Source organism: Psychromonas sp. B3M02, from assembly GCF_003318165.1.
In the GTDB taxonomy this organism is placed as follows: Bacteria; Pseudomonadota; Gammaproteobacteria; order Enterobacterales; family Psychromonadaceae; genus Psychromonas.
The window spans coordinates 1-15,293 of the sequence record NZ_QOCB01000011.1 but is presented as its reverse complement, the minus strand read 5'-3'; the positions used below and the strand labels follow the sequence as shown (position 1 = coordinate 15,293).

Genomic DNA, 15,293 nt, shown 5'->3' with positions numbered 1-15,293 from the left:
CTGATCTAAATTTTGCGCCGGAAAAATGGCTTAGTTTGAGGCGTAAGTTGATGTAAATGGTTGTTCCCTATACGAAACTTACAACGAAAAATAAGTTGTTTTAACAAGTAAAATAGAGCAGTTACTTACTATGATTGGTATTATGTTTTAACCTCACTCTAACCCCTCTCAGTCTTCGTATGTGAAATATCGTACGCACATTTAATATAATTGCTATGATTAGAAGGTTAAAACGAATGCGTGAATACGCGGCTAAACACTATTAAGAGTGTTGTAGGGATGTGTTTTATGAAGCTATTATATCAAATAAGTGATCTAAATTTTACGTATGAAAAATGGCTTAGTTTAAGGCGTAAATTGAGCCTATCTATGATTAACTTCGTTAATCATCTGTCGGAGAATGAACGAAAAATATTCATTCTTTAATGGCTATTCCCTTCACGAAATTTACTACAAAGAAATAAGTTATTTTAACAAGTAAAATAGATCAGTTAATTATTATGATTGGTATTATGTCTATGCATCAAAATTTTTGTAAAAAAAAGAGTATATTGTCTGAAAATATACTCTTAACCTTTGTCAAATAACAAAATTCAGATTTTGATTCGTTTGTTATATTTAGACTGAAAGTGTTTAGGCTGACAGTGTTTAGATTGTTAAATCAGCTTCTACGCTATTAACTTTAAGGCGTGCTAATGCTAAGTTAGCAATTGATTTACTTAGCACTAAATAAATAAATAAGTCAGTATTTGATTTTAGAGGGCAAATGATATGATACTGTTTGTTTAGTGTAATTAATATATCATCAATTTCGTCATCAAGTTTTAATTCTTGTATTGCTCTTTTCTTTGCAGATACTACTTCAGTATTAACCGCAGCAGCCATATCTAGGTCTATGCTATCACCTAACTTACCAAGAACCATACCTGAACTACTGTCCACGATACACGCTGCAACAGCACCATTGATTTCTAATAATTGTGTTAAAGCTTTTTCAATATTTGCCATTTTTATAACCTTTCCTTAGTTTAATTGACTATCATTTAGAATTTTTTGAATAAGTTTACAACATTGTTTTGCCGATAAAAGTAACTCTCCAAGGAGCTTTTTATCTTCTGAAATAAACGTCATAACAACTGTAGTTGTTTCGGCCTGTATTGTACACCAAATTATTTTCTTTAAATTACTTTCAAGTATTAACATATCGCAGCCATGGCCGGAAATTTCATGTGAAATAGACTTGGCTAGTGAATGGATTGAGCCACTCATCGCTGCTAGTTTTTCCTGCGAATTATCATTAAATTTAGAAGAGGCAATACAAAAACCATCTGGTGTAGAAATCACAGCAGAACTGATCTGTGGTGTATTGTTAATAAAGTCTTGTAAAACGGAGTTAATCTTTTGTACTTTATTAACACCAAAAAATTTTTCAACTAAAAGCATTGTAGTCATTCTCCTAGAGTATATTGAGATTCACAAAGACTAATTAAACCGTCTAATAAAACTAGTACGTCTTCTTTTTCTCGTACATCAACAGTAAATACAGGTATAGAGAGACCTTTTGATTTAAGGTGCTGATGATAAGAGAGAACATCTACTTCGTCATTCAGGTCGCTTTTAGTAATGCCTATTATTGCTTTAGACTGATTAATCAAGTTAGCAAAACCTTCTAAATAGATATCTAAACTTGCGAGGGGATCTGATACCGAGTTATCAATTAAAATGATAACACCTAACGAACCATCAGAAATAACTGACCACATAAAGCTTAATCGTTGCTGCCCTGGTGTACCATAAAGTAACAGTTTAGATTTATCACTTAATGTTAACGTACCAAAGTCCATTGCCATGGTAGTTAATTCTTTATCGTTCTGTTCTGTATCGTTATTGGTCACTTCCGTTGAAACGGGTTCTATTTCACTAATTGATTTAATTGCAGTGGTTTTTCCTGACCCCATTGATCCAGCAAAAATAATTTTCTCTGTTAATTGTGTCATTACTATATCCCTAAAGATGAACGAATGCGTTTGAAAAGTTGTAATCGATTATTTGTCTCTGGTTTCTCATTTATAACTGCCGATTGTTCTTTAGTATGTGTAGTCGTTAATAAACCAGTTGCAGATAACTCATCAATGAATAGTAGTAATCTTGGCTTTTGAGTTGGCCCTCCCAAAAAGTGTTCCATTTGCTTAAAAGACATCTGTTGAGCCATTAATCTTGTTGCTAGCGGGATAATTTTGTCACCTTTAGTTAGATTATTAAAATCAGGCCAAGCAGATAATTTATAATATAGATCTTGTTCTGGTTTTGCTGCTGGCTCTTCTTTTTTTGGCTCTTCTTCAAAAATAATACTTTCAATAGATTGCTCATCTTCTAAAGGCGAAGGATCTAGAACAAATGATGGAATACTTTCCTTTTGGGGCGTATCAGAGAGCTTTCTTATCTCTTCTTGATAAGAGTCTGATAATCGCGTTATCTCCTCTTGGTGGGAGGCTGATAATCTTGTTATCTCTTCCTGATGAGCTGCAGCTATCTTGGTTAGCTCTTTCTGGTTATCTTCTTTAAATTTTCTAACAGACTGAACAACAGACTTTTCATTTTCTCGTTTTTGAATTAATTGTTTTTCTAGATTGCTAATGGATAATCTTTGTTTATCAATTACCTGTTGGCAAGCCTCAAGCTCAGATAATAATATGTTTTCAATTTCCAGTGATAGCGAAATTTGCATCTCATTTGAGGAGTCAACTAAGTTTTTTACAGCTGTTAAAACATCCTCATTTTGCAGTGACAAAGCTTGATCTGCTTTTTTACTGTCACTTATTCTTTTACGATATTCTCGTAAAACAGCTGTTTTTTCTTCAGGCGTATTCTTAAGAAGAATTGAAAGATACAAATCACTGTGATTTCCATTTGTTATTTCTTCGTGTGTTAAGTCCATTTTACATCCAACCTCAGCTACAGCTTAAATTAAGTGATATTATTCAATTTCATTATGATTTATATATGAGCAAATATAAAGAATAAATATAATTAGTTATGTTTATTTTAGTGATTATTTGATCACTTGTTTAATGCGATATCTGCCGATTTTAGGTCGGTTTTTTCTAAAATTAAAAAACGATTTACATATTTTATTAAATAGTGAGACATAGTCGCTCAAAGCTTATTGCTTCTTTTGACGATCTTGTTGATTATCTCGAGCATAATAATAAAAAAAGGTGGCAAGTAAAACGTATCACCATGAATTTATTCATCTATCACTATTCTGATTTTCAATAATAGTTGATTATTACGTAAAATGTGTAAAGCAATCATATTATTACCATCTATTTTACTCATTCATAGAAAAATACGATTTACGCATTGAGCTAATCCATGAACTAAGCCATCTTCTCTCAGCGGCATTTAGTCGACATCTTTTATTTTGAATTGTGTTAATAAGTCATTATTTAAAAGGATAAGAAGCGGGAGAATGTTTGCAAGAATAAAAAGTAAAGTAGGGTATTTAATGAGGTTGGTCTTTCCTAAAAATAATTCCTTAAAGCCTAATACAGATACTATATTAGGCTTTAAGGGATTTATGTTCAGTAACTCTTTAAGATGTAATCGAGCCGCTTATAAACTTTCAGTAAATGTACGTGTTAATACATCTTGTTGTTGCTCAGGTGTTAATGAATTAAAGCGTACTGCGTAACCTGATACACGAATGGTTAATTGCGGGTATTTTTCAGGGTGTTTAATCGCATCTTCTAATGTTTCACGGCGCAATACATTCACGTTTAAGTGTTGACCACCTTCCTGCGCAACTGGGGCTTCAATCGCTACTTCTTTGTATTGTATATCACCTAGTTCAGCTAAAGAGATGATTTGATCTTCAGCGTAAGCATTATCTTTTACACATAAGCAACGAGCCTGTGCATTTTCTTGATCTAATAACCAGAATGAGTTTAATAATGCTGCGTTATCTGATTGTGTAATTTGAATACCTAAAGCCATAATATTTCCCTTAATTTTGTTTAATGAACATGGCAGTTAATATTTGCCATTTAAACTGCCGATTAATTAATCTATTAATGATTATAGGGCTGGATTTATTGGATGTACAACACTATTCACCTACTTTATTTATGGTTTATTTGGGTGCTAATTGAGCCATATCAAAGAAGTTTAGTAACTGGTTGTTTTTTATAAATAATTCATGTTGTTTAAATGTAAAAAAATAAACATAATATTTAACAATAGCTTATATGTTATATTAATAATTAGTCATGGGTTAATAGTAGGTAATTATGTCTTGGTCAGAATTTATAATCGCACAGCAACAACTCCCTTATTTTCAAAAACTGCAACAGTTTATCGATAGTGAAGTCAATGCAGGAAAAACTATCTACCCAGTGGAAAAAGATCGTTTTAATGCCTTTGCATTAACCGAATTAGACAAGCTTAAAGTGGTTATTTTAGGACAAGATCCCTATCACGGATCTGGACAAGCACATGGTTTGAGTTTTTCGGTTCAGCCTGGTGTTGCTATTCCACCTTCATTGCGCAATATTTACAAAGAGCTAGCAGATGATTTGGCTTGGGATACATTACCAAGTAATGGTAATTTGAGCCATTGGGCGAGACAAGGTGTATTGTTATTGAATGCGGTATTAACGGTAGAAGCATCCAACGCAGGTAGCCATGCTAAACAAGGTTGGGAGCAGTTTACTGATAATGTGATCGAACATATTAATGAGCAAACTGAAGGAGTGGTTTTTTTATTATGGGGAAGTTATGCGATCAAGAAATCTAGCTTAATCAATCAACAGAAACACCATATTTTGCGTGCAGTACACCCATCTCCTTTATCTGCCTATCGTGGTTTTTTTGGCTGTAAGCACTTTTCAAAAACCAATCAACTACTCGCAGAGCAAGGAAAAGCGCCAATTAAGTGGTAAATATGTTGTTTGTTTTTTAATCGGTTATTTATTGATATGGCGCAGGAGTTATTCGAATAGAGTTGTTTATCATCTATTAATACATTTATTGATAGGTGAAATAACATGATAAATCGAATCCATAAAGATCATATTAATATTATGCAGTTATTAAAGGTGATTGAGAATAAAATTGCGTTGTTAAGAATTGACGGCAATATTGATTTTCGGTTATTAAAATCGATTACCGATTATCTTAAAAGTTATGCAGATAAATACCATCACCCTATGGAAGACCTGATCTATGCTTATTACTTAAAATACAGGGTAGTGTCAGATCAAGTAGCGAATCGTTTGGAAGAAGAGCACCAGCAATTAAGTGAATTGACCAAAGAGCTAGATGATATGTTAAGTATGATTTTACTGGATGCGATTATTCCTAAACATATCTTTATTGAAAAACTCGAAACCTTTGTTAGTAAGCAAAAACAACATTTAAGTTATGAGGAGTTGTCTATATTACCTGCTATTCAGGCTAGCCTTACTCCTGATGATTGGGCTCATTTAAGCTTACAATGGAAGCAAAAAGAGTATCAAGATCCATTGTTTGGCGATAGCATTAGTGACCGTTTTAAAACCCTTGCTGAATACATTAATCAAGTTTAATACTACTTATATCATCTCAACCATGTTGTTCTTTGATAGAGGCTGATTAAATTGATTAATCGGCCTTTAAAAAGCTTCCCTTTTTTAAAAAAAGTGGCACTATGCGCGTCCACTCCTTATTGCGATAAAAAGAGATCCTTTTATTCTCTCCAATCAAAGACGCAGTGTTGTTAGCTAAATAGCTTTTAATCAACAATACGCTTTAGCTAGTATTTATTTTATTCATTTATTTAATAAGGGCACCGCTTTGCTAGCGCTAAAAAATGTCAGCCAGTTTTCTGAAAATAACTTTAATGATGATTCTTTATTTGCATTAATTGCTCAGGGAATTGAAAGCAATGGCTATAGTATTTTACCAACTGCATTGCCTGAAGCATTAACCGAAACCTTGTTTACTCACCAACAATTGATGGAAGCAGATAAATTTAAAAATGCTGGTATAGGCCGTGGTAAAGAGTATTTAAAAAATGAGTTTGTGAGAACCGATGCTATCAGTTGGATCACAGGTGAAACCGAGGCTGGAGCCGATTGGTTAAATTGGGTCGCAGGTTTACAAAGTTATTTAAATCGTCGTTTGTTTTTAGGCTTATTTTCATTTGAAAGCCACTTTGCTCATTACAGCCCTGGCGACTATTACAAGCGTCATTATGATGCTTTTAAAGGTGAGTCAAATCGTGTTTTATCATTGATTGTTTACTTTAATAGTAACTGGTTAGCAAGTGATGGTGGTGAGTTAGTGTTATATCAGGATCAGCAGGATCAAGTCGGCACAAAAGTTGTACCATTAATGGGGACGATTGTGGCTTTTTTAAGTGAAGAGTTTCCACATGAAGTGTTAGCGGCAAACCGCGATCGTTATTCAATTGCAGGTTGGTTTAGGGTAAATACCTCGGTGACTGACCGGGTTGATCCTCCGCGCTAATGGTTTGTAGTTGTTTAAAAAGAAGTCAGCCTAAATCGCTGACTTCTAATTCAATAGTAACGAGCGTTTTAAGCTAATTTTTTTAACTCATCAATAATATCTTCTGGCTCAGAGCGAACACGGTAATCCACATCGACAAAACGCCATACTGCAGTACCTGCTTTATCTAATATATAGGTAGCAGGGATAGGCATAATATTGGCATTACCATTATTAATTTTCTCAATGTCTAGATTACGGTCAACTTTCATGTGATCTAATACAAAATCAGGCACTTTCCAAGCCACTCCAAACTGCGCTGCGACATCTGCATTTTGATCCGATAACACTTCAAAGCTCATTTCACTAATTTCATTTTTAGTCAGAGAGTCGTCAGGAACTTCAGGACTAATTGCAATTAATTGTGCTCCCAGGCCATGAATCTCTTCTAAACGTGACTGTAAGGCTCTTAATTGTAGGTTACAGTAAGGGCACCAGCTACCACGGTAGAAAGTGACAATGACAGGACCTTTTGCTAATAAGTCATCTAATGATGTTAATTTACCCTGTTGATTTGGTAAGGTGAAACTCGGTGCTTTGTCACCTAGTTTCAGTGCATTGCTACCTTCTTTGAATGATTTAGCTTCTTGGATCACGTCATCAATCCCTTTCATAAATTCAGGATTGCCTTTACGGCCTGCTGCAATTTTTGCTTCAGTTTGTTCTCTTAATGTTGTCATCTTTTTTCCTAATCAGCTGATCAAAGTCTAGGCGGAGTTCTTTTATTTAACGCATTGGAAAATAAAAGAACAAGTGTTCAATAACCTATCAGGAAGTATTATAAAAAACAATGTTACTATTGTTTCAATCTCATCAATCAATTTATTTTACTTGTAAAAATAGATGGTTATCTGAACACAACATTGCGTCATTTTTTAATATAACTAGTATGACGACTTAAGGATTAAATATGTCATTGGAGTCAGCGGTTACATTTTTTATTGCTATTTTTATTTTTGGAATTACACCGGGGCCGGGTATTTTTGCGGTATTAGCAAGATCAATGGTGAATGGACCTAAAAGCACAGTGACATTAATTTTAGGTATGATAGGCAGTGATGTGCTTTATCTTATTTTAGCCTGTTTAGGACTGGCGACTATTGCTAATAATTGGTCTGAAGTATTTATAGCGATTCGTTATATTGGTGCCAGCTACCTTATTTACCTTGGTTATAAAATGTTTCGCGTTCTTCCCGCATCACAGGAAGGTCTCAAAAGCGAAGCTGGGAGTGCTAAGCAAGTAGGCGAAGTGGCTAGTTTTGTTCAAGGCTTTTTGATCTCTATTTCCAATCCTAAAGTGATCTTGTTTTATATTTCATTTTTGCCAACTTTTATCGATTTAAATGCACTGACTTCATCGGATATTGTATTAGTGTCAGTACTTTCTGCTTTTGCGTTGTTTACCGGTTTAATGATGATTTCGGTGGGAGCTAGTCGTATGGTAGTGCTGTTAAAAACACCAAGCGCACAGCAAAGGTTAAATCAAGTAGCTGGTGGTATTATGATTTTGGCTGGTTTATATCTAGCCCTAAGGTAAGCTGATATAAGTAATGGAGGCACATTTATGTGATGCCTCCATTATGGGTTACTTCTCCATTAACAGCTTCACTGCTAAACCAATCATAACCACGCCTGTTAAACGTTCCATGATAAGTTGTGTTTTCCCCCCATCGAAGCGTTTCTTCGCCACTACAATCATACGGCTAATAAAAGCTTGCCAACATAGTGCAATCACAAAATGAATGGTTGCCATTAATAAAGATTGCATGAAAGCTGAATATTCTGGGTTAATAAATTGCGGTAAAAATGCTAGGTAAAATATAGCTGTTTTGGGATTTAATGCGTTCGACAATAACCCTTCACGGAAGCTTCTAGTGGCTTTAAAACGCCCTTGACTACCAAGCTTTTCTGGATCTTTTGCAGAAGCAAAGAAGCTGTGTCTTAACCCTTGAATACCTAAATACAAGATATATAGGGCACCAATCATTTTCACGGCTTGGAATAGTTGCGGTGATTGTGAAAGTATTAATGAGATACCAACGGCAGATAAGGTCGCGTGGAAGAATAAACCAAAACAGATCCCAACATTAGTCACAAAGCCATCCTTTTCACCTCCTCGAGAGGTATTACGAATGACTAATGCAGTGTCCAGTCCTGGGGTTAGCGTTAAAATGGTAATAGCGATCAGAAAAGCTTCAATATGTAAGATAGGCATTGGCGGTCCATTTTCTAAATGATCAAAAAATTGCAATAATATGCAGCGTCCTTTTATACCAATTGTATTAAATAACTGATCTAAATTTTGCGCCGGAAAAATGGCTTAGTTTGAGGCGTAAGTTGATGTAAATGGTTGTTCCCTATACGAAACTTACAACGAAAAAATAAGTTGTTTTAACAAGTAAAATAGATCAGTTACTTACTATGATTGGTATTAATTGCTGGTAGGCAACGGTTTAATATAAAACTGAATATCAGGTAGGTCAATATAATACCAAATCAGGCTTAAAAATAAGCTAGGGGGAAGAAGAGATAAATAACAGATACTTAAATAAAAATGAGAAATGTACTTAAGTATCTGTGATGCATTCAGGAAATAAAATACTGTTGTTATTGCCAGTAACTTTCCATCCAGCTTTCGAGAATTAACGCGGCGGATACGCTATCCACTTTGCCTTTTTCTAAGGCTTTATATCCGCCTCGCTCAAATATAAATTCTTTCGCACTGGCAGTGGTTAAACGCTCATCTTGAAATGCTACCTTTGCGCCAAATCGTCCAGCTATGCGGTTACCAAATTTCTTAGCTCTTTGCGTAATAGGTTGTTCTGTGCCATCCATGTTTAAGGGTAAACCAACAACAATTAGGTCTGGATTCCACTCTTTAATTACCTTTTCTACGGTTTCCCAGCTAGGAATACCATCATTGGCTTTGATCGCGGCAAGTGGTTGTGCCGTGGCGGTGATCATTTGTCCTGTTGCGACGCCGATACTTTTGGTACCGAAATCAAACCCCAGTAGGGCATTTGGGGCTTTATTCTCTGTGCTCATTATGCGTGGCCTATATCGCTACTTAATTGTAATGGGTCTACGCCTAATCGTTGTAAGGAGCTCGCCCAGCGTTGTTCCGCGGGTGTGTTAAAAATAATATCGTTTTCAAAATTGATGGTCAGCCACTGATTTTTATTCATCTCTTCTTCTAATTGTCCTGAATCCCAACTCGCGTACCCTAATGTCACCATGTATTTGGCAGGTTCAGCGGCGGTGCCTAACGATGATAAAACAGTATTTGAGTTAGACATCATTAGGTGTTCATTTAATACAGTACTTTGCACATTATTGTCATTGATAGGGCTATGTAATACAAAACCCCTATCCATGTCCAACGGCCCCCCTAAAAATACTGGGTTTTTGAGTGGAGGTTCTGGCACATGATCAATGCTTTCTGCATTTTTTAATAACTCTTGTACCGTTAGCTTAACTGGATAATTAATGATAAAACCCATTGCACCTAATTCATCATGTTCACATAAGTAAACTACGGATTGCTTAAAGTAGGGATCAGTTAAAGAAGGCATGGCAATCAAAAAATGGTTTTTTAAAGAGGCAACCACTTCTGTTTGTGCATTTTCATCGGTGCGCTTTATATCTGCATCAGTTGAGGATGCATCCAGTACTGAGTCGATCTCTGGATCGGCAAAAGGAAGTTTTGTTTTATCAATCGTCATAGGCTTCTCCATGAATGTTGAATACATTGATAATACGCTGTACTTTTAGAGTATAACAATGCATTCAAATTGATAGGATTTTTTAGCGCTAATTTAAGCGCCTTTTACACGTTTCTCAATGGCATCCATTAATTTCCCACTGATATTAGTCCCGTAAGCTTTATCAATTTCTTGGATGCAAGTAGGACTGGTTACATTGATTTCAGTGACTTTATCGCCAATGACATCTAAGCCAACAAAGATTAATCCTTTCTCTTTTAACTTGGGACCAATGGTATTGGCAATATGCCAATCTGATTCAGATAATGGCTGAGCAACGCCTCTACCACCGGCCGCTAAGTTACCGCGCGTTTCACCTTTTGCAGGAATACGCGCTAATGAATATGGCATTGGCTCACCGTCAACAATTAGGATACGTTTATCGCCGTCTTTGATTTCAGGGATAAATGCTTGAGCCATACAGTAACGTTGTTGATGTTCAGTCAGTGTTTCGATGATCACACCTACGTTACTATCATTTTCTTTAATACGGAAAATAGAAGCACCGCCCATACCATCTAGTGGTTTTAGGATAACGTCTTTGTGTTTAGCATGAAACTCGCGAATTTTTTCTGCACTGCGCGTCACTAACGTAATTGGCGTGAACTCACTGAACCAAGCAGTAAATAGCTTTTCATTTGCATCACGCAGGCTTTGTGGTTTATTGACGATTAAACAGCCTTCGTCTTCGGCACGCTCTAATAGGTAAGTGGCATAGATATATTCGGTATCAAAAGGAGGATCTTTACGCATTAACACCGCGTCTAAATCAGAGAGTGGGTGTGTTACCGACTCTTCAAGTTGATAAAAGTTACCTTCTTCGCGTTGTACTGTTAATTTTTTAGTACTTGCAAAACAACGACCGTTTTCAAGGTGTAAGTCTTTCATTTCTATGTAGTACAATTCCCAACCACGTGATTGAGCTTCTAATAACATGGCAAAACTTGAGTCTTTTTTAATATTAACGTCAGCGATGGGATCCATCACGATACCAATTTTAATGGTCATAAAATTTCCTATTGATAGTAATTAAGCTAAATCGCCAAAGCGACATTGGAGTGCGGTAATCGCAGTTAATGCCGCAGTTTCAGTGCGTAAAACACGTGGCCCTAATAATGTTTCTGTAAATGCTAAGGTTTCTGTCAGTGTGATCTCTTCATCACTAAATCCACCCTCTGGTCCAATTAATAAACGTACATGTTGGATATCATCAGGTAGCGTATTCATTGAATATTTAGCACGTGGGTGTAAGGTTAATTTACAACAATCAACGGGCTCTTCACTCCACTCTGTCAAAGAGATAACCGGATGGATTGTAGGCACGATATTTCTACCCGATTGCTCACAAGCGGCAATCGCAATTTTTTGCCATTGTTGCTGTTTTTTTGCCATGCGTTCGGCATTTAATTTAACACCACAGCGCTCACTGACTAAGGGGGTAATTTCATTGACCCCTAATTCTACGGCTTTTTGCACCACAAACTCCATTCGGTCACCGCGTGAGATGACTTGCCCTAAGTGTAAATATAGTGGGCTTTCATTATCTGAGGCTTGAAATGTGTTTACTTGCGCTTTACAGCTGCGTTTTTGAACCTCTGTCAATTGTGCTGAAAACTGCCCACCTTGGCCGTTAAACAAAGTGACTTGGTCACCTTGGTTAAGGCGTAGTACACGTATATGTTGAGCGGCGTCATCGGAAAGAGTGATGATGCTGTTTTCTGCTAGTGGTTGTGGTTCATAAAAACGAGGGTTGCGCATATCGAGTCTTTTTGTTGTAAATAATAGCTAGTATAGCGCGAAATCTTTCTATGTCGCCATCGCTGAAAGGTCAATTATTCCTATTCAATACAAGCTTTTAGTTTAATCGCCGATTTTTAGTGCAGTGAACCTTAAGCTGGTGCTTTTTATATGCTTTCCTTAATACCAATTGTTGTCAAGATATGGGATACTTTTGCTCTTTTATTTTTTGTGTAAAGTCTAGGAACTTGATATGTCTAACTCTAAGTTAAAAAGTATTACCACTGATCCCAAACGTGGCGTTTATTTCATTGGTACCACTCCACCAAAAAAAGATACTGATTTAGAGCTGGTTTCTGGCATTGCTGATAAATTGTTAGGGCGTTTAGATGAGATCGAATATGACGGTTTAATCGTTTACGATATTCAAGATGAAACGTCTCGTACTGATAAACCACGTCCATTCCCTTTCAAATATACTCATGATTCACGTTTATATTCCAAATTATTACACGATAAAGTCAATAAACCGGTTATTACTTATAAGAGTGTATCGCAACGTGATGCGGCGGACTTTACAGCATGGTTATCTGACGCGTGGCATCAATTCTCTGTTCGTGACTTGGTATTAGTTGGTTCTCCTTCATCGGATGGTGATATCAAATTATCGCTGAATGATGCATACAAAACACTAGCTGACCATCCACAAGATTTTTACTTAGGTGGGGTAACTATTGCGGAGCGTCATGTAGCGAAAGGCAATGAACACCTTCGTTTACGTAACAAACAAGACCAAGGCTGTGAGTACTTTATTACTCAAGCGGTGTACAACGCACAAGCAACCATTGATCTACTAACCCGTTATGCTAGTGAATGTAAGCAACAAGGTATCCAACCAAAACGAGTCATTTTAACCTTCTCTCCTTGTGGTAGTGCTAAAACCTTAGAGTTTATCGAATGGTTAGGTATCTCAGTACCAGAAGCCACGTCACTGCGTATTTTAGAGTCTGATAACCCATTAAAAGAATCATTACAGATCAGCCGTAATAACTTTGAGCAAATTTTACAGGCCGTATTACCTTTTAATATTCCGCTTGGATTAAACATCGAAAGCTTAACCAATCGCAAAGAAGAGATAGATGCTGCTATATTATTATTTAAACTTCTTAAAGCCACGTTGGATTTAAAACTGGCTGAATCTCAACTATAGGTCGAGTACACCATGAGCTTGTCGAAGGAAGAACAAACGGAATTGACACGGGTAGCCGTGTTCGCAGGACAAATTTTACATCAGCACGGCGCAGAAAGTCGTCTGATTGAACAAACGACACAACGTATCGGTTTAGCGTTAGGAGCTGATAATATAGAGTTATCTGTTAGCCCCGATGCCATTGTCATTACCAGTTTATCCGATGGCCATTGTGTGACCACCACAAGACGCTGCTTTGACCGTGGTATTAATATGCAAATGGTGTGTGAAGTTCAGCGTATTTGTGTGATGGCTGAAAAGCAGCTATTGGATGCTCGTGATGTAAAAAAACGTTTAAAGCGTTTAACGCCGTTTAAGCATAATCGCTGGCTGGTGGTGTTGATGATTGGCTTTTCATGTGCCAGTTTTAGTCACTTTTTTGGTGGTGACCGAGCCGCTTATTGGGTGACTTTTGTGGCGGCAGCGGTTGCTATGATCCTACGTCAAGAGTTGGCTCATCGACATCATAATCCCTTTGTAAACTTTGCAGCTGCGGCGTTTGTTGCTACCACTATCACCAGTTTTGGAGTGATTTTTGAAGCGGGTGAAAATCCACAAATTGCGATGGCGGCCAGTGTATTGCTGTTAGTGCCGGGTTTTCCTTTGATTAACTCAGTATCGGATATGCTCAAAGGGCATATTAATATGGGCATCGCTCGCTGGGTATTTGCGACGTTATTAGCGATAAGTGTATCCATAGGCATTGTTGCTTCTATGACCCTAGTAGGTGTATCAGGGTGGACAAGCTAATGATTGAGTTACTTTATCTGTTATTACAAGATGCTTGGTTTGCTTGGATACCCGCCGTAGGGTTTGCAATGGTGTTTAATGTACCGAGTAGAATGTTAATTTACTGCGCCATTGGTGGAGCATTAACGCATAGTTCACGCTTTTTATTAATGCATTACGGCGTCCCCATTGAATGGGCAACCTTTATTGTTTCCGCTAATATGGGCTTTTTAGGCCTGTATTGGTCACGTAAACATCTGATACCAAGACCTGTATTTACCGTTGCTTCGGTTATCCCGATGATCCCTGGAAGTTATGCCTTTACTGCTATGATTGCTTTAGTGGAAATCAATACGACCGGTTATAGCTTAGCGTTAATGCAATTGGTGATGGAAAATGGCTTGCGCACTTTATTTATCTTAACCGCTTTGAGTTTTGGTTTGGCTTTACCGTCGATTCTTATCTACCGTGGCCGACCTATTGTTTAATCTGACCTTGCTTATAGATTAGGCTAGATTGGTCTTAATAATACTGTACACTGTCGACAAAATGCGAGTGCTAAGCCTCCGCAACAGATTAAGTAAGAATAAAGAATAAAATAACAAAGGTTAAATATGTCAGATAAGTTTTTCTTTAAAGGTAAAAAAGAGAAGAAACCAAAACATTCAAGTTATGGTTTTAATACAAAACGTGCTGTAAAAGCGGGAACTGAAGAGTTACCGTTGCAGGTTGTGGTAAACAGTGAAGCACGCAGTGAAGAGATTCAAGCTTTAGCTGCGCAACATGAGCTAGTTGTGGCAGTGACAGTGGATGCCGAACAAGCAGAAAACACCACTGAGTTAGACGTGTTAATCAACAAACCAGTGACAACTCGTTTTGAGAAGAAACCTGCACGTAATGAACCGTGTATTTGCGGTAGTGGTAAAAAATATAAAAAGTGTTGTGGCGCATAACGCTCAGTATTAACAACACACTGAATATAAAAAAACGAGCCTTTGAGCTCGTTTTTTACTTATATCACTCTAGATAAATATTATACCAATCATAGTAAGTAACTGATCTATTTTACTTGTTAAAACAACTTATTTTTTCGTTGTAAGTTTCGTATAGGGAACAACCATTTACATCAACTTACGCCTCAAACTAAGCCATTTTTCCGGCGCAAAATTTAGATCAGTTATTTAATACAATTGGTATTACCGTACTGACCTATTCTGTTTACGACACATCCTTTGACCTTGGGGCGCTGGCTTTAGCCTGCAGTGTCTTTG

At 36.8% G+C, this 15,293-nt stretch carries 19 protein-coding genes; 8 read left to right on the top strand and 11 right to left on the bottom strand.

All coding sequences use genetic code 11. The features are described 5' to 3' along the window. Window positions 1–648: 648 nt before the first annotated feature. From DS885_RS01545 to grcA, 5 genes are all read right to left on the bottom strand, one after another. Window positions 649–1,008, bottom strand: a complete 360-nt coding sequence (locus DS885_RS01545) for a roadblock/LC7 domain-containing protein (RefSeq protein ID WP_113817648.1) — start codon at window positions 1,006–1,008, stop codon at window positions 649–651. 15 nt (window positions 1,009–1,023) lie between these two features. Further along, on the bottom strand, window positions 1,024–1,443 hold the full coding sequence (locus DS885_RS01540) for a roadblock/LC7 domain-containing protein (protein WP_181817673.1): 420 nt from the start codon (window positions 1,441–1,443) through the stop codon (window positions 1,024–1,026). Between the two features lie 5 nt (window positions 1,444–1,448). Next, window positions 1,449–1,997, bottom strand: coding sequence for a GTP-binding protein (locus DS885_RS01535; protein ID WP_113817646.1), 549 nt, complete (start codon window positions 1,995–1,997; stop codon window positions 1,449–1,451). Window positions 1,998–1,999: 2 nt separating this feature from the next. Further along, window positions 2,000–2,938: a hypothetical protein gene (locus DS885_RS01530; protein ID WP_113817645.1), complete on the bottom strand. Its 939-nt coding sequence runs from the start codon at window positions 2,936–2,938 to the stop codon at window positions 2,000–2,002. 677 nt (window positions 2,939–3,615) lie between these two features. Then, window positions 3,616–3,996 carry an autonomous glycyl radical cofactor GrcA gene (grcA, locus tag DS885_RS01525; RefSeq protein ID WP_113817644.1) on the bottom strand — a complete coding sequence of 127 codons (381 nt, stop codon included), beginning with the start codon at window positions 3,994–3,996 and terminating at the stop codon, window positions 3,616–3,618. Window positions 3,997–4,289: 293 nt separating this feature from the next. Between grcA and ung the strand changes: the two genes are divergently transcribed. The 3 genes from ung (at window position 4,290) to DS885_RS01510 (ending at window position 6,507) form a co-directional block, all read left to right on the top strand. Beyond that, window positions 4,290–4,940 (top strand): uracil-DNA glycosylase, encoded by a 651-nt coding sequence (gene ung, locus DS885_RS01520; protein ID WP_113817643.1) that lies wholly within the window; start codon window positions 4,290–4,292, stop codon window positions 4,938–4,940. A gap of 105 nt (window positions 4,941–5,045) precedes the next feature. Beyond that, the gene (locus tag DS885_RS01515) at window positions 5,046–5,585 is read left to right on the top strand and encodes a hemerythrin domain-containing protein (RefSeq protein WP_113817642.1); all 540 of its coding nucleotides are present in this window, start codon (window positions 5,046–5,048) and stop codon (window positions 5,583–5,585) included. A gap of 247 nt (window positions 5,586–5,832) precedes the next feature. After that, window positions 5,833–6,507, top strand: a complete 675-nt coding sequence (locus DS885_RS01510) for a 2OG-Fe(II) oxygenase (protein ID WP_113817641.1) — start codon at window positions 5,833–5,835, stop codon at window positions 6,505–6,507. A 68-nt stretch (window positions 6,508–6,575) separates the two neighbouring features. On the opposite strand, the gene DS885_RS01505 is transcribed toward DS885_RS01510, so the two are convergent. Beyond that, entirely contained in the window at window positions 6,576–7,226 is a 651-nt protein-coding gene (locus tag DS885_RS01505) for a peroxiredoxin-like family protein (RefSeq protein ID WP_113817640.1), read from the bottom strand. Between the two features lie 230 nt (window positions 7,227–7,456). Here DS885_RS01505 and DS885_RS01500 point away from each other — a divergent pair, with 230 nt between their 5' ends. Continuing rightward, window positions 7,457–8,083 (top strand): LysE family translocator, encoded by a 627-nt coding sequence (locus tag DS885_RS01500; protein WP_113817639.1) that lies wholly within the window; start codon window positions 7,457–7,459, stop codon window positions 8,081–8,083. A 48-nt stretch (window positions 8,084–8,131) separates the two neighbouring features. On the opposite strand, the gene DS885_RS01495 is transcribed toward DS885_RS01500, so the two are convergent. From DS885_RS01495 to rsmE, 5 genes are all read right to left on the bottom strand, one after another. Further along, a complete protein-coding gene (locus DS885_RS01495) occupies window positions 8,132–8,761 on the bottom strand; it encodes a LysE family translocator (protein ID WP_113817638.1) in 630 nt (209 codons plus the stop codon). 392 nt (window positions 8,762–9,153) lie between these two features. Then, complete coding sequence (gene ruvX / locus DS885_RS01490) at window positions 9,154–9,591, bottom strand: Holliday junction resolvase RuvX (protein WP_113817637.1); 438 nt, start codon at window positions 9,589–9,591, stop codon at window positions 9,154–9,156. Then, a complete protein-coding gene (locus DS885_RS01485; protein WP_113817636.1) occupies window positions 9,591–10,268 on the bottom strand; it encodes a YqgE/AlgH family protein in 678 nt (225 codons plus the stop codon). Before DS885_RS01485 ends, ruvX begins: the two co-directional genes overlap by 1 nt. Before the next feature lie 93 nt (window positions 10,269–10,361). Beyond that, window positions 10,362–11,315 (bottom strand): glutathione synthase, encoded by a 954-nt coding sequence (gene gshB / locus DS885_RS01480; RefSeq protein WP_113817635.1) that lies wholly within the window; start codon window positions 11,313–11,315, stop codon window positions 10,362–10,364. A gap of 21 nt (window positions 11,316–11,336) precedes the next feature. Continuing rightward, window positions 11,337–12,065 carry a 16S rRNA (uracil(1498)-N(3))-methyltransferase gene (gene rsmE, locus DS885_RS01475; protein ID WP_113817634.1) on the bottom strand — a complete coding sequence of 243 codons (729 nt, stop codon included), beginning with the start codon at window positions 12,063–12,065 and terminating at the stop codon, window positions 11,337–11,339. Between the two features lie 232 nt (window positions 12,066–12,297). Here rsmE and DS885_RS01470 point away from each other — a divergent pair, with 232 nt between their 5' ends. From DS885_RS01470 to DS885_RS01455, 4 genes are all read left to right on the top strand, one after another. After that, window positions 12,298–13,254, top strand: coding sequence for a methylenetetrahydrofolate reductase (locus tag DS885_RS01470; RefSeq protein WP_113817633.1), 957 nt, complete (start codon window positions 12,298–12,300; stop codon window positions 13,252–13,254). A gap of 12 nt (window positions 13,255–13,266) precedes the next feature. Further along, window positions 13,267–14,043, top strand: a complete 777-nt coding sequence (locus DS885_RS01465) for a threonine/serine ThrE exporter family protein (RefSeq protein ID WP_113817632.1) — start codon at window positions 13,267–13,269, stop codon at window positions 14,041–14,043. Further along, complete coding sequence (locus tag DS885_RS01460; protein WP_113817631.1) at window positions 14,043–14,510, top strand: threonine/serine exporter family protein; 468 nt, start codon at window positions 14,043–14,045, stop codon at window positions 14,508–14,510. The genes DS885_RS01465 and DS885_RS01460 overlap by 1 nt, the downstream gene beginning before the upstream one ends. 126 nt (window positions 14,511–14,636) lie before the next feature. Next, complete coding sequence (locus DS885_RS01455) at window positions 14,637–14,975, top strand: PBPRA1643 family SWIM/SEC-C metal-binding motif protein (RefSeq protein WP_113817630.1); 339 nt, start codon at window positions 14,637–14,639, stop codon at window positions 14,973–14,975. Window positions 14,976–15,293: the final 318 nt, after the last annotated feature.